At 59.2% G+C, this 19,774-nt stretch carries 16 protein-coding genes and 2 tRNA genes; 10 read left to right on the top strand and 8 right to left on the bottom strand.

Translation table 11 applies throughout. The annotated features are described in order from the left end of the window. Positions 1-23 precede the first annotated feature (23 nt). Genes frdD through frdA form a run of 4 tightly spaced genes read right to left on the bottom strand, consistent with a single transcriptional unit; the run spans position 24 to position 3,292 of the window. Positions 24-380 (bottom strand): fumarate reductase subunit FrdD, encoded by a 357-nt coding sequence (gene frdD, locus JK232_RS10115; protein WP_101836088.1) that lies wholly within the window; start codon positions 378-380, stop codon positions 24-26. A 12-nt stretch (positions 381-392) separates the two neighbouring features. Next, the gene (gene frdC, locus JK232_RS10110) at positions 393-785 is read right to left on the bottom strand and encodes a fumarate reductase subunit FrdC (RefSeq protein WP_072927380.1); all 393 of its coding nucleotides are present in this window, start codon (positions 783-785) and stop codon (positions 393-395) included. Positions 786-798: 13 nt separating this feature from the next. Further along, positions 799-1,524 carry a succinate dehydrogenase/fumarate reductase iron-sulfur subunit gene (locus JK232_RS10105; protein WP_101828203.1) on the bottom strand — a complete coding sequence of 242 codons (726 nt, stop codon included), beginning with the start codon at positions 1,522-1,524 and terminating at the stop codon, positions 799-801. Next, positions 1,517-3,292 carry a fumarate reductase (quinol) flavoprotein subunit gene (gene frdA, locus JK232_RS10100; RefSeq protein WP_212589118.1) on the bottom strand — a complete coding sequence of 592 codons (1,776 nt, stop codon included), beginning with the start codon at positions 3,290-3,292 and terminating at the stop codon, positions 1,517-1,519. Before frdA ends, JK232_RS10105 begins: the two co-directional genes overlap by 8 nt. Positions 3,293-3,627: 335 nt before the next feature. Here frdA and epmA point away from each other — a divergent pair, with 335 nt between their 5' ends. Continuing rightward, a complete protein-coding gene (gene epmA / locus JK232_RS10095) occupies positions 3,628-4,605 on the top strand; it encodes an elongation factor P--(R)-beta-lysine ligase (RefSeq protein WP_212589117.1) in 978 nt (325 codons plus the stop codon). Between the two features lie 68 nt (positions 4,606-4,673). Here the strand turns inward: epmA and mscM are convergent, their stop codons facing one another. From mscM to rsgA, 3 genes are all read right to left on the bottom strand, one after another. Then, a complete protein-coding gene (mscM, locus tag JK232_RS10090) occupies positions 4,674-8,012 on the bottom strand; it encodes a miniconductance mechanosensitive channel MscM (RefSeq protein WP_212589116.1) in 3,339 nt (1,112 codons plus the stop codon). Positions 8,013-8,037: 25 nt separating this feature from the next. After that, positions 8,038-8,916, bottom strand: a complete 879-nt coding sequence (gene asd / locus JK232_RS10085) for an archaetidylserine decarboxylase (RefSeq protein WP_072927005.1) — start codon at positions 8,914-8,916, stop codon at positions 8,038-8,040. 166 nt (positions 8,917-9,082) lie between these two features. Further along, positions 9,083-10,123, bottom strand: coding sequence for a small ribosomal subunit biogenesis GTPase RsgA (gene rsgA, locus JK232_RS10080; protein ID WP_072927007.1), 1,041 nt, complete (start codon positions 10,121-10,123; stop codon positions 9,083-9,085). A 183-nt stretch (positions 10,124-10,306) separates the two neighbouring features. Here rsgA and orn point away from each other — a divergent pair, with 183 nt between their 5' ends. From orn to JK232_RS10065, 3 genes are all read left to right on the top strand, one after another. Beyond that, entirely contained in the window at positions 10,307-10,852 is a 546-nt protein-coding gene (orn, locus tag JK232_RS10075) for an oligoribonuclease (protein ID WP_072927009.1), read from the top strand. Between the two features lie 190 nt (positions 10,853-11,042). Further along, positions 11,043-11,118: transfer RNA gene (locus JK232_RS10070), tRNA-Gly, on the top strand. Positions 11,119-11,215: 97 nt separating this feature from the next. Beyond that, positions 11,216-11,291, top strand: a tRNA-Gly gene (locus JK232_RS10065). Between the two features lie 297 nt (positions 11,292-11,588). Here JK232_RS10065 and queG read toward each other — a convergent pair. Continuing rightward, a complete protein-coding gene (gene queG / locus JK232_RS10060) occupies positions 11,589-12,743 on the bottom strand; it encodes a tRNA epoxyqueuosine(34) reductase QueG (protein WP_072927010.1) in 1,155 nt (384 codons plus the stop codon). Here queG and nnr point away from each other — a divergent pair. The 6 genes from nnr (at position 12,742) to hfq (ending at position 19,761) form a co-directional block, all read left to right on the top strand. Beyond that, on the top strand, positions 12,742-14,253 hold the full coding sequence (nnr, locus tag JK232_RS10055; RefSeq protein ID WP_212589115.1) for a bifunctional ADP-dependent NAD(P)H-hydrate dehydratase/NAD(P)H-hydrate epimerase: 1,512 nt from the start codon (positions 12,742-12,744) through the stop codon (positions 14,251-14,253). The genes queG and nnr overlap by 2 nt on opposite strands. Before the next feature lie 13 nt (positions 14,254-14,266). Beyond that, on the top strand, positions 14,267-14,737 hold the full coding sequence (tsaE, locus tag JK232_RS10050; protein ID WP_072927013.1) for a tRNA (adenosine(37)-N6)-threonylcarbamoyltransferase complex ATPase subunit type 1 TsaE: 471 nt from the start codon (positions 14,267-14,269) through the stop codon (positions 14,735-14,737). 66 nt (positions 14,738-14,803) lie between these two features. Then, a complete protein-coding gene (gene amiB / locus JK232_RS10045) occupies positions 14,804-16,447 on the top strand; it encodes an N-acetylmuramoyl-L-alanine amidase AmiB (protein WP_246538459.1) in 1,644 nt (547 codons plus the stop codon). A gap of 44 nt (positions 16,448-16,491) precedes the next feature. Beyond that, entirely contained in the window at positions 16,492-18,402 is a 1,911-nt protein-coding gene (gene mutL, locus JK232_RS10040; RefSeq protein WP_212589113.1) for a DNA mismatch repair endonuclease MutL, read from the top strand. Then, entirely contained in the window at positions 18,395-19,336 is a 942-nt protein-coding gene (gene miaA, locus JK232_RS10035) for a tRNA (adenosine(37)-N6)-dimethylallyltransferase MiaA (protein WP_072927017.1), read from the top strand. Before mutL ends, miaA begins: the two co-directional genes overlap by 8 nt. Positions 19,337-19,449: 113 nt before the next feature. Then, positions 19,450-19,761: an RNA chaperone Hfq gene (gene hfq / locus JK232_RS10030; protein ID WP_072927018.1), complete on the top strand. Its 312-nt coding sequence runs from the start codon at positions 19,450-19,452 to the stop codon at positions 19,759-19,761. Positions 19,762-19,774 lie beyond the last annotated feature (13 nt).

Genomic DNA, 19,774 nt, shown 5'->3' with positions numbered 1-19,774 from the left:
GCCGTTTACGCAAAAAGCCGCGATCAGAGGGTCATTACGCCGATGGCGGTGACCACACTCAGAATGGCTGCCAGCCCATAAAACAGCCATTTCCCGGCCGGGATAACCCATTTCAGGTCATGCGTCATATGGTGCAGCCGGTGCAGGCCACACCATAACGGCAGCGCAATCATCAAAAACAGAAACAGGCGACCGGGGAGGCTCTGGCAAAACGCGAGTACCCGCGCATAACTGAACGTCCCTTCCGGGGCGAGGCCCAGGGGCAGCAGAATACCGATCAGCAGAATCACTGCCGGGGCAAACAGCGCCGCCCACATGCCACCGGCACCAAACAGGCCCCAAAAGACCGGTTCATCAGCGCGTTTAGGATGTTGGTCCATTTTTTCCTCCTGTTAATACAGCGCGATGGCAAAGATTGCCAGCGACACCACAATCATCACCGCCCACAGCAGGCGCACCACCGGTGCCGGCCCCAGTTTTTCCCCTTTGACGATCAGAATCGCCGCTTTGGGAGCCAGATCAAACCAGGTTTTGCTGTGCAGCAAGGCTGCCGCCAGGGCAATCAGGTTGAGCAGCAGAACCACCGGGTTTTGCAGCAAATGGACAAACGCCTCCCAGCCTGCCGGCCCGGCTTTTAACCGGTAAAGGCCGTGAAGCAACAGCAGGCTGAACCAGACTGCGGGCAGGGCGGTGCCTTCACGCAGCATATAAAAACGGTAAAAGCCAAGCCGCTGCCACCAGTTGGGCGTAACGTCCCGGAGGTAAGGTTTACGTTTTGTGGTCATCATGGTGCTCTCCTTAACGTGGCTTCAGCATGGCGATCATGAAATCCTTACTGCTCTCCACTTTTCCCTGTTGGATAGCCGCTGCCGGGTCCACATGTTTCGGGCAGACTTCAGAGCAGTAACCCACAAAGGTGCAGCGCCAGACGCCGTTCTCGCCATTGAGCTGCGGCATCCGCGCGGCCTTGCCGCGATCGCGGCTGTCGAGGTTATAGCGATGGGCGAGGGTAATCACCGCCGGGCCGATGAATTCAGGGTTCAGGCCAAATTGCGGGCAGGCGGCATAACAGAGGCCGCAGTTAATACAGCCGGAAAACTGGTGATATTTCGCCATCTGCGCCGGGGTCTGGCGGTTCGGGCCGGCCGCCGGCTGGCGATCGTTGCCGATGATGTAGGGCTTAATCGCCTCCAGGCTTTCGATAAAGTGGGTCATATCCACCACCAGATCGCGTTCGATCGGGAAATTGCCCAGGGCTTCCACCTCCATGCCCGCCGGATAATCACGCAAAAAGGTTTTGCAGGCGAGTTTAGGCACGCGGTTGACCATCATGCCGCAGGAGCCACAAATTGCCATGCGGCAGGACCAGCGATACGCGAGATCCGGCGACAGGTTATCTTTGATATAACCGAGTGCGTCCAGCAGTGAGGTCTGCTCGTCATAAGGCACGGTGTAGGTTTCTGGGTGCGGTGCGCTGTCATACTCCGGGTGATAACGCATCACGGTAATCGTCATGTCAGCCATGGGTTTTCTCCTCAGACTCAGCGCCATAGACCCGTTTTGCCGGCGGCAGGGCAGTAATGTTCACGTCGCTGTATTCCAGCCGCGGTGCGCCGCCGGGCGTGTAGAACGCCAGGGTATGTTTGAGGAAATGGGTGTCATCGCGTTCGGTACAGCCTTCATCCAGCCGCTGGTGGGCACCGCGTGATTCGCGGCGGGCAAGGGCGGAGTGCGCCATACATTCGGCGACATCCAGGCTGTGTGCCAGCTCCAGCGTATAGAGCAGGTCAGTGTTAAAGACCCCTGAGCGGTCAGTGATGGCCACGCGGGAGAAACGGGTTTTCAGTTCCGCCAGTTTATCGATGGTTTTCTGCATCAGCGCTGACGTACGGTAAATGCCGCATCCCTCTTCCATGGCGATGCCCATTTCATTACGCAGGGTGGACCACTTTTCCGTTCCCTGCTGATTCATCAGCGCCGTCAGCCGCTGCGCTACATCCTGCGCCTGGCTGTCCAGCGCCCGCACCGGAACAGGTGTGCTCTCGACAGCACGCAGCGCCGCCTGCTCACCGGCGATGCGGCCAAACACCACCAGTTCCGCCAGCGAATTGGAGCCGAGGCGATTGGCTCCGTGCAGCCCTACCGAGGAGCATTCCCCCACGGCAAACAGCCCACGGATGCGCGTCTCACACTGGGCATTGGTTTCGATGCCGCCCATGGTGTAGTGCGCGGTAGGGCGAACCGGTATCGGCTCGTTGACCGGGTCCACGCCGACATAGGCTTTCGCCAGCTCACAGATAAACGGCAGCCGCTCCAGCAGCGTTTTCTCACCCAGATGGCGCAAGTCGAGATGCACCACCTCACCGCGCGGGGTGCTGATGGTGCGGCCGGCCTGCCATTCATGCCAGAACGCCTGTGAAACCTTATCCCGCGGGCCAAGCTCCATGTATTTATTCTTTGGCTGCCCCAGCGGGGTTTCCGGCCCCATGCCATAATCCTGTAAGTAGCGGTGGCCCTCTTTATTGACCAGGATACCGCCTTCGCCGCGGCACCCTTCCGTCATCAGAATGCCGGAGCCGGGCAGGCCGGTCGGGTGATATTGCACAAACTCCATGTCCCGCAACGGCACACCGTGGCGGAACGCCATGCCCATGCCGTCCCCGGTGACAATGCCGCCATTGGTGTTATAGCGGTAAACCCGGCCCGCGCCGCCGGTGGCGGTGATGACGGCATTCGCACGTACCTGAATCAGGCTGCCTTCCATCATATTCAGGGCAACCAGGCCGCGCACCTGGCCCTCATCCACCAGGATATCGAGGACAAAGTGTTCATCAAAACGGCGGATTTGCGGGTATTTCAGGGAGGTCTGGAACAGGGTATGCAGCATATGGAAGCCGGTTTTGTCGGCGGCAAACCAGGTCCGTTCAATTTTCATGCCGCCAAAGCGGCGGACATTGATGCTGCCGTCCGGCTTGCGGCTCCACGGGCAGCCCCATAACTCCAGTTGTGTCATTTCCTGCGGGCAGCGGCGGACAAATTCCTCCACCACATCCTGCTCGCACAACCAGTCGCCACCGGCCACCGTGTCGTGAAAATGGGAGTCTGTGGTGTCATGGGGTTGGGTAACGGCGGCAGCACCGCCTTCTGCGGCCACGGTATGGCTGCGCATGGGGTAAACTTTGGAAATCAGCGCAATCGTCAGGGCGGGGTTAGCTTCCGCTGCGGCTATGGCAGCGCGTAACCCTGCACCACCGGCACCGATGATGGCCAGATCGGCGTTAAAGGTTTGCACGGCACTCCTCCATTCAGGGGACATCAGCGGCCTGCCCGCGGGCGGGCGTGCCGGTGAAATGAAGGCTCAGCGCCGGCAATATAGGCCTGCTTTTTATAAGGGAACCGAGTATAACGAAACAAAAATGCGTAAATATTGATGCGATCGAGGGTTTATCCCGATCGCCGCAGCCGTTTTGCGGCAGGGATCGGAAAAGTGTAAACCGCTCTCAAACCGGCTTGCCCTGTTACCTTGAAGGGGCTAAGCGGTAAACCCCGGCAGGATAAAACGCCGCATTTGTTTGCTGTCCGGGTTACAGGTAGACTGCACCCCTTTTGAATTCGGAGTGAATGACCATGAGCGAAACGGCAAGCTGGCAACCCAGCGCTCCTGTCGCCAATTTGTTGAAACGTGCCGCGATCATGGCTGAGATCCGCCGGTTCTTTAGCGACCGCGGGGTGCTGGAAGTGGAAACCCCGGCCATGAGCCAGGCAACGGTGACGGATATCCACCTGGTTCCTTTCAAAACTGAATTTGTTGGGCCGGGCGCAGCCGGAGGCATACCGCTCTACCTGATGACCAGCCCGGAATACCATATGAAGCGCCTGCTGGCAGCCGGCAGCGGCCCGATTTTCCAGCTCTGCCGCAGCTTCCGCAACGAGGAGTCCGGGCGCCATCACAACCCGGAATTCACCATGCTGGAGTGGTACCGCCCGCACTATGACATGTACCGCCTGATGAACGAGGTGGATGACCTGCTGCAACAGGTGCTGGACTGCAACAGCGCGGAGTCGCTCTCTTACCAGCAGGCGTTTACCCGCCATCTGGATGTAGACCCGCTGTCAGCAGACAAAGCGCAGTTGCGTGAGGCGGCGAAAAAGCTCGATCTGAGCAATATCGCGGAGACCGAAGAGGATCGCGATACCCTGTTGCAAATGCTGTTCGCCTTCGGGGTGGAGCCGCATATCGGGCTGGATCGCCCAACGTTTATTTACCACTTCCCGGCCAGCCAGGCGGCGCTGGCTGAGATCAGCACGGAAGATCACCGGGTCGCTGAGCGGTTTGAGGTCTATTACAAAGGCATGGAGCTGGCGAACGGTTTCCGTGAACTCACAGACAGCAATGAACAGCGCCAGCGTTTTGAGCAGGATAACCGCCGCCGGGCGGCGCGGGGCCTGCCGGTGCATCCGGTGGACCACAACCTGCTGGACGCCCTGACGCATGGGATGCCGGAATGTGCCGGGGTCGCGCTGGGTGTGGATCGTCTGATCATGCTGGCACTGGGTGCTGAGCGCTTAAGTGAAGTGATTGCGTTCTCCGTAGAACGCGCCTGATCAACAGGCTGTCGGCGCAATAAAAAGGGGCTGAAGATTCAGCCCCTTTTTTATGGTCAGTGGAAACGTCAGAGATCGCCGGTGGAACGTTGCTGGCGGCTGACCGAGCTGACGGTGGTGTTTCCCTGCTGGCTGCGGTGCAGTGTATCCGTCCGTACCTGGAAAGGCGGGAAGGGCAGGGTAATGCCGTGCTCACGGAAGGCCGCCAGAATCAGCTGGTGGATCTCATGGCGCAGCGGCATACGGTGTGCCATCTCCCCGGCGTGCATACGCATCTCAAAGAGCTGGATGCCCTGCTGGATATCGACCAGGTAAACTTCCGGCTCCGGGTTGTCCAGCACCAGGCTGCACCGGCGCGCGGCGCTGAGCAGCAGGTTTGTCACCTCTGCCGTATCAGCCTCAGCCGGGGCCGGCACCGTCAGCACCACACGGGTCACGGAATCAGACAGCGACCAGTTGATGAATTGCTCGGTGATAAACGCCTTGTTCGGCACGATGATCTCTTTGCGATCCCAGTCTGAAATGGTGGTGGCACGGGTATTGATTTTGGTGACGCTGCCGGTCAGGTTGCGGATCGTCACGGTGTCGCCGATGCGGATCGGTTTCTCAAACAGGATGATTAACCCCGAGATAAAGTTGGCGAAGATCTCCTGCAAACCAAAGCCCAGCCCCACACCCAGCGCGGCCACCAGCCACTGCAATTTTGACCACTCGATGCCCAGCATGGAGAAGCCGGTCAGGCCACCGAAAAACAGCAGCACATATTTGGTGATGGTCAGAATGGCGTAACCGGTGCCCGGCGTCAGGTCGAGATGCTGAAGCAACGCCAGCTCCAGCAGCGCAGGCAGGTTACGCACCAATTGGGTGGTGATGATCAACACCAGGATAGCGATCAATACCGATCCCAGGGTGATCGGGTGGACATTCTCAACCCCTTTCACCGTTTCAGTCACATCCCACAGGTGGATGTTTTCCAGGAAGCTGAACGCGGAGTGGATCTCAGACCAGAGGACGATCACCGAGATCAACGCCACCAGCGTCAGCAGGGATCGCACCAGCCGCAGGGACTGGGCGCTGATCGCGTCCAGATCCACCACTGGTTCCTCGATCTCAATCGTGCCTTCGCTGCTGTTGGCGTGCGCCACGTCCTCTTCCCCGCGCGCCCGCTGTGCCAGAATGTCTGCCCGCCGCTGTTTCGCCCGGTCAAAGGCGATGCGGCGGCGCTGGATAAGCATACCGCGGCGTACAATGTGGTACACCACCAGCAGCAGGAACCAGATGGCCGCTGAGGTTTCCAGCCGCGCCAGCAGCGCCTGAGAGGTCGCCAGATAACCCACTGCGGAGGCCAGGGCCGCAATCAGCGGTGCGGAGAGGAAGAACCACCACAGCGCTTTATTGCAGAGGTTTTCCCCCGATCCCTCTTTGTTCAGGTAGAGCGGGATACCGGCACGGCTCAGGCTGTGGGTCACGATACTCAGCGCCACACAGACCAGGATGAAACAGAGCCTGCCCAGCGTGGTGGCGAATTCCCGATCATTCAGGTTATCGAAGGTGATCAGCATCATGATCAACGGCACGATAAACCAGATCGAGAGCGTGTAGTAACGCATGGCGCGTGACACGCTTTTTTGCGGCCAGCCAAAGTGGGTGATAAACAGCCCGCGTGGATGGGCGAAAGACGCGCAGATCATAAAGGCCCACAGCAGCGGCAGCGTGGCGGTCACGCCATCCCCTATCGCGACGGCCATCGGGTAAGGCCAGGCGTTGCGCAGGCCATAGCCGAGGGCGGCCCACAGCACCGGCAGCGGCAGCGCCACCAGGATAGACCAGAACACGGTGCGCAGCGTCAGGCGGAACTGATCCTGCGTGACCTTGCCGACCCGGCTATGGGCGCGCTCCATAAACGCCGCATAATGGCGGCGGGAGCTGATGCTGATGATCACCAGAATCAGCGCCCCAAAAATAGGCATCAGCGTTTCGCGGCTGGTCACCATCATCAGTGATGCGCCGCTGAGCTGCGTCAGCGTATCCAGAGAGAGCAGGCGCGTCAGGTCACGCGCGACCTGTACCGGGTAGGCAAAGCCTATCGGGCTGACATCCGCCACCCAGAACAGGTAGCGGTGCGCGGCATCTTTGATCTCATTGAGCGCGTCCACCAGCTGGCTGTTGGCCACTTTCAGTTTGGTCAGCTCCAGGATCAGGGTGTCACAGCCTGAAAGCAGGGAGTTGAGCAGATCGCGCTGGGTGCGCAGTTGCGCATCCAGAATCCGTTGCTGCGACGCCGACAGGGCGCTGCCGTCATCTTGTTTGGCCTGGCGCAACTGCGCCTGCCTGTCCAGCAACTCCTCATAATGCAGGCGCTGCACCCGCAGCTGGGCCATGTCCCGGTCGAGCTGTTGCGGCTTCGGCATCTCCGGCAACCGCGCCACCTGCGCCCGCAGCGTTTCCCCCAGCACGTTGGACGAGCCGAGCCACTGCGCCTGCTCCTTGATGGTGGTCAGCGCCTGACGGACCTGAAGAGTCTGGGCCGCCGCCTGGCGCTGCTGGGAGGAGATCAGATCCATCCGCTGCGCCTGCTCATTCAGTGCCATAGAGAGTTCACGGTTACTCTGCAATTGGGTACTGATGACCTTCGGCAGATCGCCGCTCTGTTCCGCCAGCAGCTCCGTGCGCTCCAGCGCCTGTTCCGCCTCACGCTGGCGCTGGCTGTTGAGGATATTGCGCAGCTCCTGCAATTGCGCATCCAGCCGGTCGTGGCGGTGCTTATACAGCGCTGAGCGGATGCGTGACAGCTCCTGCCGGTTATTGGCCGACAACTGCGCCAGTTCCAGCTCATCAACTTTCGCTTTGCGCGCCGTGGCCTCAGCCTGCAGTGCATAAAGCTGTGCCTGTGCCAGCGGAGTGGTGGGGGCGCCCTGGGCCTGCAACTGGGCATCAATGTCACTCAGCACCCGGCGCGCTTCAGACTGCTGCTGCGGGATCTGGCTCAGGGAATCACTGATGTCACGCGAGGCATCCTGCTCCTGCTGCAACTGGCGGCTTTGATCCAACAGCTGGCTGCTGACCTGCAAAATCTGCTGTTCGAGGTCAGTGGCGGGCAGGTTCTGGTTAACGTCCAGCGGCTTTTCACTCTCCTGCGTCACTTGCTGGCGCAGGGTCTGGGTCAGGTGCGGGAAGTCATCGATGATTTTCTGGTACTGGGCAGCCCGGACGGCGGAAGCCCGGGCTTCACTGAGCCAGTTAAGGGCGCTTTGCAGCGCCTGGACAATCTCAGCCTGATTTGGCGCGCCCTTATTGGCTTCTGCCTGTTTCAGCTCTTGTTCAAGCTGCCCCTGGTCAGGGGGGAATGCCGCATACAGCGGCAGGGAAAAGAGCAGACTGATCAGCAGGGCAGCGAGGAAACGCACGGGGGAATTCCTTTGGTAAAAACAGTTACGGCGCCGGGGAGGGGAGGATTTCAGCAAAAGGTGCGCCCATACGGGTCACACTGCCGTTGGCCAATTGCGGCTCAAGGCGTACTTTTCCGGCCGGGAACAGGTTAATCACCGTCGACCCCAGTGCGAAGTGCCCCATCTCCTGGCCTTTTTCCAGCGTCACCGCGCCTTCAATGCCGGCCGGTGCGTACGTCCAGCGCTGGATAATGCCCGGCCGCGGTGGGTTAATGATGCCGGCCCAGACGGTGGAAATACTGCCGACAATCGTCGCACCGACCAGAATCTGCGCCATCGGCCCGAATTCGGTGTCAAACACGCAGATAACCCGCTCATTACGCGCAAACAGGTTCGGCACGTTGGCCGCCGTCAGCGGGTTCACTGAGAAGAGGTCGCCCGGTACGTAAATCATCTCACGCAGGGTGCCGTCGCACGGCATGTGTACGCGGTGGTAGTCACGCGGGGCCAGGTAGGTGGTGGCGAACAACCCGTCATGGAACTCGGCAGCCAGCATATAGTTCCCGGCCAGCAGCGCTTCCAGGCTGTAGTAATGCCCTTTGGCCTGGAAAATCTGGCCGTTGTCGATGGGGCCAAGCTGGCTTATCACGCCGTCCGCCGGCAGGCAGACCTGCTGCGGCAAGGCAACGACCGGGCGCGCACCGTCACGCAGCGGGCGGATAAAGAATTCATTGAAAGAGCGGTAGGCAGAAATCTGCGGCTGTTGCGCTTCCTGCATATTCACTTTGTAGTGACGCACAAACAGATTAATGACCAGTTGCGTCAGCGCGCCGGCCTGTTTATTTGCCCCCCAACCAGCCAGGCGGGTAAGCCACTGTTTAGGAAGAAGGTACTGTAATTTGATTTTGATACTGTCCAGCACAGATGCCTCTCAATAGGATGTGACATGCCTCGGGATAAGGGGCGCGCATTGTAGCGGCGCAGGGCATGGTGTTCAATATTTGTCTGGTCTCCAGACGTGAAGCGCCGCCGCCTTACGGCAGCGGCACAGAGTCTGTTCCTTCAGACAGGGCGCGAAAGCGTGCGCGTCAGAGCTCGTCAGCGCTTTTGCGGACTTTGACTTCCGCCATACTTTCCAGGATACGGTGGTAATTCTCGAAGCGCTCTCTGGCAATCTCGCCCCGTTCAACCGCCGCCCGGATGGCACAGCCTGGGTCACTGCCATGTTTGCAGTCACGGAATTTACAGCCGCCCAGATAGTCGCGGAACTCAATAAACCCCTGGGTGACCTGCTCCGGTGACAGATGCCACAGGCCAAACTCACGCACGCCCGGCGAGTCAATCACATCGCCGCCATATTGGAAATGGTACAGGCGGGATGCGGTGGTGGTATGTTGCCCAAGTCCTGAGACATCGGAAACGGCATTTACCTGAATTTGCTTTTCCTCCGGCGGCAGCAGGGCGTTCAGCAGGCTTGATTTGCCGACGCCGGACTGCCCGGCAAAAATGCTGATGCGGTCTGTCAGCGCCTGTTTGAACGCTTCCATGCCTTCGCCGGTCTGGCTGGAGACATTCAGCACGCGGTAGCCGATACGCTGGTAGATACCCATTGCCTCATCCACTGCGCGGCGGCCGGCGGCGTCCAGCAGGTCGATCTTGTTTAAGACGATCAGCGGCTCAATTTCGACCGTTTCACAGGCCACCAGATAGCGGTCGATGATATTCAGCGACAGCTCAGGCAGGATCGCCGAGACAATGGCGATCTGGTTAATGTTTGCGGCGATTGGTTTTACGCCGTCATAAAAATCGGGCCGGGTCAGCACCGACTCGCGCTCATGCACCGCCTCAACGATGCCCTTGGCACTGGTATTTTCCTCTTTGCCCGCGCGCCACACCACCCGGTCGCCGGTGACCAGCGATTTGATGGTGCGCCGGATGTTGCAGCGATGCTGGGTGCCGTCGGCGGCTTCAACATCTGCATGCATGCCGAAGCGGCTGATCACGATCCCCTCTTGCGGATCGCCATGCAGGGAATCATCCAGCTCCTTGCGGTTGTCTGTTTTCAGACGCCGCTGGTGGTTGGCGGATACACGACGTTGTTGACCTTTAGACAGTTTGTTCTTACTCACTGCGCCTCACTTAAACCGGCTTTTATCGCTCGTTGCGACCAAAAAGACTATGATACACGCTATTTTATATTAATTAACCGTTCACCGTATGGCTGGTGAATGACTTCCCCGTGAAAAAAGCGCGACGCCAGGCAGAGGGCTACACAGCCGCTGCGCTGGCCCGGCGCAGGTGCAGGAAAGACTATGACGCAAAATGAAAACCACCTGATCTGGATCGATCTGGAAATGACCGGGCTGGACCCGGAGCGCGATCGCATCATTGAAATCGCCACGCTGGTCACGGATGCCAACCTCAATATTCTGGCAGAAGGGCCGGTGATGGCGGTTCGCCAGAGCGACGCCCAGCTGGCCCTGATGGACGAGTGGAATACCCGCACCCACGGGGCAAGCGGCCTGACCGAGCGGGTCAAACAGAGTGCGTTTGATGAGCGGGCAGCCGAACTGGAAACGATTAAATTCCTGCAACAATGGGTGCCGGCCGGCAAGTCACCGATCTGTGGGAACAGTGTCGCACAGGATCGCCGCTTCCTGTTCAACTACATGCCGGAGCTGGAAGCCTATTTCCATTACCGCTATCTGGACGTCAGCACCCTGAAAGAGCTGGCACGGCGCTGGAAGCCGGAAATCCTGGCCGGTTTCCAGAAAAAGAATACCCACCAGGCGCTGGATGACATCCGCGAATCGGTGGCTGAACTGGCTTACTATCGCGAGCATTTTATTCAGCCATAATTTTTTTTACCGCTGAAAACGCGTTGTCGGTGGTTTAGTATACAGGGGGTGCTGCATAATTCATCGCCTTGGCGATTTATGCAGCAATCAAACAAAAAAAGCGATTTTTTGATTCCAGGGGCTTGCAGCAAAAAGGAATTCTCGTATAATGCGCACCCCGTACCGATGAAGAATTTCGTTAGTATGCAGAGCGGGAATAGCTCAGTTGGTAGAGCACGACCTTGCCAAGGTCGGGGTCGCGAGTTCGAGTCTCGTTTCCCGCTCCAATTTCATCTTCTGATATCAGCGTGATGAAACAGCAGTAAAAGCAGTACGCAGTAAAGAGTAAAAAGCAGTACGCAGTAAACGTCATACCCATGCGACGCGGGAATAGCTCAGTTGGTAGAGCACGACCTTGCCAAGGTCGGGGTCGCGAGTTCGAGTCTCGTTTCCCGCTCCAAATTTTTCTCCCTACTTTTTCTTTCCACCCTACCGGGTTGGTCTTCCTGTCCCTTATCCCTGTTTAGCCAAAATTTGTTTTAAACAGAGTTATCCACAATTTAAGCGCTTTTTTTGACCAGTTTATTTTTTATGCATATCAAATAAAATAAAAATAATTACTTGATATATCTGGTTAATTTTATTGTATGAAAACGTTATACCGATCACTTGATGTTTTTTTCCCACTTGATTGGCAAGCTGTTTTTGTTTTTATACACAAGCGGTGGATAAGTGAAACGGTGGATAACTTTCTGGTTCAGGCGTCCCGCGGCAGCCCTTTTTCCACTGCGCGCACCAGCCGTTTCTGTTGGGGCAGCTGGACATCAATCTTCATTGCTTCACGTTTCGTCAACTGCTGGTCAATCGCCCAGTGGATATGTTCATCCAGCATTGGGTCCTGGCCGAGCCGCTGTTGCAGCGCCAGCACAATCTCTGCCTGATAGGCTGCATTGCCCAGCGCTACCGAAACATTGCGCAGCCAGCGCAGGTGCCCAATCCTGCGAATCGCCGATCCTTCCGTCACCCGCAGGAATTTCTCCTCGTCCCAGGCAAACAGGGCCAGTAGCTCCGGCGCATGCAGGGCCGCCCGCGGGCTGAAATCTTCTTCGTCAGTTAACTGGGAAAAGCGGTTCCACGGGCAGATCAGCTGGCAATCATCACAACCATAAATGCGGTTACCCATCAGCGGCCGGAACTCTTCCGGGATTGCCCCTTCCAGTTCAATGGTCAGGTAGGAGATACAGCGCCGGGCATCCACCGTATAAGGCGCCACGATCGCGCCGGTGGGGCAGGTAGTCATGCAGGCGACACACTTTCCGCACTGCTCCTCTTGCGGGGAATCCACCGGCAACGGCAGATCGATCAGCAGCTCGCCCAGAAAGAACCAGGAACCGGCTTCGCGGTTAAGGATGAGTGAGTGCTTGCCTACCCAGCCAATCCCGGCTTTGGCCGCCAGCGGGCGCTCCATAATCGGGGCAGAGTCCACAAACGGCCGGAAGCCCACGTCGCCGCCGCCCTGTTCCGTACACCAGGCCTGGATCTGATCCCCCAACTTTTTCAGCCGCTGGCGCAGCAGCTTATGGTAATCACGCCCCAGGGCGTAACGGCTGACATAACCCAGCGACGGGTTTTTCAGGGTGCTGGCAAACGCCGCTTTGGCGGGCAGGTAGTTCATCCGCACGCTGATCACCCGCAGTGTGCCGGGCAGCAGCTCATGCGGCCGCGCGCGCAGCATCCCGTGGCGCGCCATCCAGGCCATCTCACCGTGATACTGTTTATCAAGCCACGCCTGCAATTTCGGCTCCTCCAGCGAGAGATCGGTGTCACAGATACCGACCTGCTGGAAGCCTAGCGATTGGCCCCATTGCTTGATATGTTGGGATAACTGATGGAGATCGAGAGGGAAAGTCATGGCAAACCAACGTGAGAAACAACACGCCACCAGTTTACCACACTCTGTGTTCAGCGCAGACTGGGTTCGCGCTGCGGAAAGCCGCGCAGCTGAACAGACCGGTACCACCCTGTATGGCCTGATGGAGCGCGCCGGGCAGGCGGCGTTTCAGCTGGCCTGCGAACATTATCCGCAGAGCCGCCATTGGCTGGTGCTGTGCGGGCACGGCAATAACGGCGGTGATGGTTATGTGGTAGCCAGGCTGGCACGCGCTGCGGGCTTGCAGGTAACGGTTATCGCCGTGCCGGGAGAGCGCCCGTTGCCGCCGGAGGCCGCACAGGCACGGGAGGCGTGGCTGGCGGCGGGCGGTGAAATCGCCGTGCCGGAGAGTCTCTGGGCCACAGAGAGCGATCTGATCATTGACGGCCTGCTCGGCACCGGCCTCACCTCCGCCCCGCGTGCGCCGTATGACGCGCTGATTGACGCCGTGAACCGCCATCATGCCCCGGTGCTGTCTCTGGACATTCCCTCCGGCTTGCTGGCTGAAACCGGCCAGGCACCCGGCAGCGTAGTGTGCGCCGCCCATACGCTGACCTTTATCGCCCTCAAACCCGGCCTGCTGACCGGGCAGGCGCGTGACTGGGTCGGGCAGCTTCACCATTCTGCGCTAGGCTTATCACAATGGCTGGAAAAACAACGGGTCACCGTCGAGCGGCTGGATGCCGGAAGCCGCACCCGCTGGCTCCAGCCGCGCCGCCCCTGTTCCCATAAAGGCGAGCATGGCCGCCTGCTGGTGATAGGGGGCGACCACGGTTTCGCCGGGGCGATCCGGATGGCGGCTGAATCCGCATTGCGCAGCGGTGCAGGGCTGGTGCGAGTACTTACTCACAAAGAGAACATCGCGCCGCTGCTGACCGCCCGGCCAGAGCTGATGGTGCAGGAACTGAACGATAAAACGCTGGCCGACGGCGACGCCTGGGCCGACGTGCTGGTGATTGGGCCGGGGCTGGGGCAATCCGCATGGAGTAAAAATGCGCTGGCGGCCTTAAGGAAAAGTGACAAACCTGCGTTATGGGATGCTGACGCGCTAAACCTGCTGGCAATCACCCCGGATAAGCGTCAGAATCGCGTCCTCACGCCGCATCCGGGCGAAGCGGCCCGCTTGTTGGGCTGCGGCGTCAAAGAGGTTGAAAGTGATCGCTTACTTTCAGCCCGGAAGCTGACAGAGTGCTATGGCGGCGTGGTGGTATTGAAAGGTGCGGGAACGGTAATCGCTGATGAGTCAGGCGGGTTGGCTATCGCCGATGTCGGGAATGCCGGCATGGCATCAGGTGGGATGGGTGACATTCTTTCCGGGATTATTGGTGGGCTGCTGGCCCAGAAATTGTCTCCGTTTGATGCCGCCTGTGCCGGATGTGTGGTGCATGGCCATGCGGCCGATCTGGTTGCCTGCCGCCAGGGCACCCGCGGGCTGCTGGCGACTGACTTGCTGCCGGTTATCGCGCAAAGTGTTAATCCAGAGTTGAAATAAACGACATAACTTAATGAAAGAACTTATTTTATCTCTGCCGGATGAGGCAGCCACCGTGGGGCTGGGGGCGCAATTGGCCCAGGCCTGCACGCGTTCCAGTGTGATCTATCTGTTTGGCGACCTGGGTGCCGGGAAAACCACCTTCAGCCGCGGCTTTCTTCAGGCGCTGGGGCATCAGGGCAACGTCAAAAGCCCGACCTATACGCTGGTCGAGCCTTACATGCTGTCGCCGCTGGCGGTGTACCACTTTGACCTCTACCGGCTGGCCGATCCGGAAGAACTTGAATTCATGGGTATCCGTGACTATTTCTCTCAGGATGCGGTGTGTCTGGTCGAGTGGCCGCAGCAGGGGGCCGGTGTCCTGCCGGAACCGGATATTGAACTCACACTGACGTATACCGAAAACGGACGGCAAGCCACGCTGCATGCGGTGTCTGAGTATGGCCGCGGGCTGGTGCAACATGTTGCTGATCAACAGGGATAACCAGCAATGATGCAGGGAATCAGCCGGATTATCCGGCGGACATTATCGCTCAACCCACCGGCCCGGATGCGGCGCTTTGCAGCCCTGATCCTGGCCGTGGCGGGCCTGGCCGGGCCGCTTCAGGCTTGGGCCGCCAACCTGAAAGACATCCAGGTCACCAATGGCGCGCAGCAATCCACGGTGACCCTGAGCTTTGACGGCAAGCCGGCTTACGCCTTTTTCCCGCTGCACAACCCTGAGCGGGTGGTGATTGACATCAACCAGAGCGGGGTGATCTCCGGGCTGCCGCTGGAATTCAGCGGGCAGAATCTGGTGAAGCGCATCCGTACCAGTACCCCAAAAGATGCCCAAAGCATCCGGCTGGTGGTGGAACTGACCGGAAAAACCCGCACACGGACGGCCACGCAACAGAACGGCCGCCTCTCAAGCGTGGTCTTTACGCTGAGCGGGCAGGGCAGCAGCACCGTCAGCCGCAGCGCACCCGCGGCGCCGGTACGCAGCAAGCCGCCGGCAAACAACCCTTTTGATAACAATAAGATCACGGCGGTGACCAGCGGCAGCACCTCGACCCGCACTGCCAGCCCCACTACGGCCTCTGAGCGCATTGTGGTGGCGATCGATGCCGGGCACGGCGGGCAGGACCCCGGCGCTATCGGCGCAAATGGGCTGAAAGAGAAAAATGTCACCATCGCCATTGCGCGTAAACTGCGCGAGAAGCTGAGCCGCGACCCGATGTTCAGGCCGGTGCTGACGCGTGACGGTGACTATTTTATCTCGGTGATGGGGCGTTCTGATGTCGCGCGTAAGCAGGGGGCCAGTATGCTGGTGTCTATCCATGCCGATGCTGCCCCCAACCGCAGCGCGTCAGGGGCGTCTGTCTGGGTGCTCTCCAACCGGCGCGCCAACAGTGAGATGGCAAACTGGCTGGAGCAGCACGAGAAGCAGTCTGAATTGCTGGGCGGTGCCGGTGACCTGCTGGCCAACAACGCGGATGATCCTTACCTCAGCCAGGCTGTGCTGGACCTGCAATTCGGCCACTCACAGCGTGTGGGCTACGATGTGGCGGTGAAAGTGCTGCGTGAGTTGCAACATGTCGGCTCGCTGCACAAACGCCGCCCGGAACATGCCAGCCTGGGCGTACTGCGCTCGCCGGATATTCCGTCACTGCTGGTGGAAACCGGCTTTATCAGTAACCGGACTGAGGAGCGGCTGCTGGGCAGCAGCGCGTATCAGGATAAGATAGCTCAGGCGATTTACAGCGGCCTGCGCACTTATTTCCTGGCGCATCCGTACCAGACCGGCCCAAAGGTTGAAAACCGGCCGCTGAGTGTGTCAGCGGCCGGCAGCGAAAGCGCATCGGAGCCGGTGGTGCACGGCACCAGCAGCAAAAAGGCCAAAGTGCATGTGGTGAAACGCGGGGAAACGCTCTCCGGTATTGCCCAGACTTACGGCCTCTCCGCCAACGCACTAAGCCAGTATAATCACCTGAAGAAGCCGGGCGTCTGGACAGGCCAGCGCCTGAAGATCCCGGCCGGTTCAGGCAGTGTGACCGCCGCCGCCCCTTCGCGCCCGGCGCGGCATAAAGTGGTGCGCGGTGATACGCTGTCCGCGATTGCCGCGCATTATGGCGTCAGTATGAGTGACATCAAGCGCGCCAATCGCCTGAAGTCCGGCGAGGTGCAGCTTGGCCAGACACTGATTATTCCCTGATCACCCGTTTTTCTGCGGCGTGATTCTTCTTATCAGGAGCGTGCATGGCGATTCAGGTGTTGCCTCCCCAGCTTGCCAACCAGATTGCTGCCGGTGAAGTGGTTGAGCGCCCGGCCTCGGTGGTGAAAGAACTGATTGAAAACAGCCTGGATGCCGGCGCCACGCGGATCGATATTGAGATTGATCGCGGCGGGGCCAGGCTTATCCGCATCCGTGACAACGGCAGCGGCATTCCCCAGAAAGAGCTGGCGCTGGCACTCGCCCGCCACGCCACCAGCAAAATCAGCTCGCTGGACGATCTCGAGGCGATCATGAGCCTGGGGTTCCGCGGCGAAGCCCTGGCCAGTATCAGTTCCGTCTCACGCCTGACGCTGACCTCACGCACTGCTGAGCAGAGCGAGGCGTGGCAGGCGTATGCAGAAGGGCGTGATATGGAGGTCACGGTAAAACCGGCGGCCCACCCGGTCGGTACCACGCTCGAGGTGCTGGATCTGTTCTACAACACTCCGGCGCGGCGCAAATTCATGCGCACCGAAAAAACCGAATTTGGTCACATTGATGAAGTGGTGCGGCGTATTGCGCTGGCCCGGTTTGATGTGGCGATTACCCTGAGCCATAACGGCAAAATCATGCGGCAGTACCGCGCCGCGAAAGATCCTTCCCAGCATGAACGCCGGTTGGGGGCCATTTGTGGCCCGCAGTTCCTGCAACATGCGCTGGCGGTCTCCTGGAGCCACGGCGATCTGTCGATCCGTGGGTGGGTGGCCGATCCGGCCGGATCACGCGCGTTGACGGAGATGCAGTATTGCTACGTGAATAACCGCATGATGAAAGACCGGCTGATCAACCATGCCATCCGGCAGGCGTATCAGGATCAGCTGAAAGATGATCAACTGCCGGCGTATGTGCTCTATCTTGATATCGATCCGCACCAGGTGGATGTAAATGTCCATCCGGCCAAGCATGAAGTGCGGTTCCATCAGGCGCGGCTGGTGCATGACTTTATCTATCAGGCGGTGGTCAGCGTATTGCAGGAAGCGGGTACCGCCGCTTTGCCGCTGCATGAAGATGCTGCGCAAGTGCCGGAGTTGCCGCGCTGGCAACCGGAAACCCGGCAGGCCGCCGGCACCAGCCAGTTCTCAGCACCGGCGGCACCGCGCAGTGAACCTCCGGCCGCGTCCACGCCGGCGCAGCGCGGCGGCCAGGCCAGAGAGCCTTCAGGCGGGCAGTATGGCGCCCGCCCGCCGTCAGACACCCCGGCCTATACCTGTCGCGAAGGGGAGCTGTACCGTAAGCTGCTGCAACCGGCCGCGGAAGAGGCTGCCAAAGAGGCACCGCCCGCTGCACCGGTTCCGCCTGTTCCGGCGAGGCCGCCCCGGGAAGAGGCCCTGCAAGGGCATAGCCAGAGCCTTGGCCGGGTACTGACGGTGTTTCCGCCCTGTTACGCGGTGCTGGAGCGCCCCGGCCAGCTGGCATTGCTGAACCTCCCGGTGGCAGAGCGCTGGCTGAAACAGGCACAACTGCTGCCGCCGCCGGAAGGGTTACGCCCGCAACCGTTGCTGATCCCCGTTAAGCTGACGCTCAGCAAACAGGAGGCCACGGCGGCCGGGCATTATCAGCCGGTGCTCCAGTCATTGGGCATGGAACTGGGCGTGGACCACGGGCGGGCCACCCTGCGCGCGGTGCCTTTACCGTTACGCCAACAAAATTTACAAAAGTTGATACCAGACCTGTTAGGCTATCTGGCCTCTGCGCCGGATCTGACGGCGGCGCAGGTCGCCACCTGGCTGGCTCGCCACCTCGGCAGTGACCATGAGGTCTGGAACACTTCGCAGGCGATCCAGTTACTGGCAGAGGTTGAACGCCTTTGCCCGCAGCTGGTGAAATCACCGCCGGCGGGCCTTTTGCAACCAGTACAACTCGCGGATGCCATCGCTTCTTTAACGCATGACTGACTTACACGATAAGACCGCCCCAGCGGCAATTTTCATTATGGGCCCCACCGCATCCGGCAAAACCGCCCTGGCTATGGCGCTGCGCCAGCAGCTGCCGGTTGAGCTTATCAGCGTGGACTCGGCGCTCATTTACCGCGGCATGGACATCGGCACCGCCAAGCCCACGGCACAGGAGCTGGCGCAGGCGCCGCACCGCCTGATCGATATTCGTGATCCGGCGCAATCTTACTCCGCCGCTGATTTCCGGGCCGACGCGTTAAACGAAATGGCAGAGATTACGCGCCGGGGCAATATCCCGCTGCTGGTGGGCGGAACTATGCTCTATTTCAAAGCGTTACTGGAAGGGCTTTCTCCCTTGCCGCAGGCGGATGCCGCCGTTCGCCAACGCATTGAAGCGCAGGCGCAGGAACAGGGCTGGGAAGCACTTCATGATCAATTACGTGAAATCGATCCCACTTCTGCCGACCGCATTCATCCGAATGATCCCCAGAGACTCTCCAGAGCACTGGAAGTTTTTTTTATTTCGGGTAAAACTTTAACAGAACTGACAAAAATTTCGGGTGAAACGCTGCCCTACCGCGTTCAACAGTTTGCGATTGCGCCGACCCGGCGCGAATTGCTGCACCAACGGATTGAACTGCGTTTCCAACAGATGCTGGATGCCGGGTTCGAAGATGAGGTGAGGGCACTGTTTGCCCGCGGCGATTTGCATACGGATTTGCCTGCCATTCGCTGTGTCGGTTACCGCCAGATGTGGTCTTATCTGGCCGGTGAAATTAGTTACGATGAGATGGTTTATCGTGGTATTTGTGCGACGCGCCAACTGGCTAAGCGGCAGATGACATGGCTGCGCGGCTGGGATTCTGTAGAGTGGCTTGATACGGAAAAACCGGAGGCAGCGCTGGATCGCGTGCTTCAGGTTGTTGGTGCATAGGCCGGATGTTTGTGTACAATTGATTGGTACTCAGCGCGCAAATTTTTATGTCGTTTATTTTAGGGCCGTCAGGCTCTTAGTTACAAACAACAAGCAAATAAGGAAAAGATAGAATGGCTAAGGGGCAATCTTTGCAAGATCCGTTCTTGAACGCTTTGCGTCGTGAACGTGTTCCGGTTTCGATTTATTTGGTGAATGGTATCAAACTGCAAGGCCAGATTGAGTCTTTTGACCAGTTTGTCATCCTGTTGAAAAACACGGTCAGCCAGATGGTGTACAAACACGCTATCTCTACCGTTGTACCGTCACGTCCGGTATCGCATCACAGCAATAACCCGGGCGGTGGCCAGAACAGTAATTATCATCATGGTAGCACTCCCACTGCGCAGCAACAGCCGCAGCCGGAAAGCGATGACGCTGAATAAAGCGTATTGCTTG

It is taken from the genome of Nissabacter archeti, from assembly GCF_018257325.1.
Taxonomy (GTDB): Bacteria; Pseudomonadota; Gammaproteobacteria; order Enterobacterales; family Enterobacteriaceae; genus Chimaeribacter; species Chimaeribacter arupi.
This window is presented reverse-complemented; position numbering and strand designations above follow the sequence as displayed.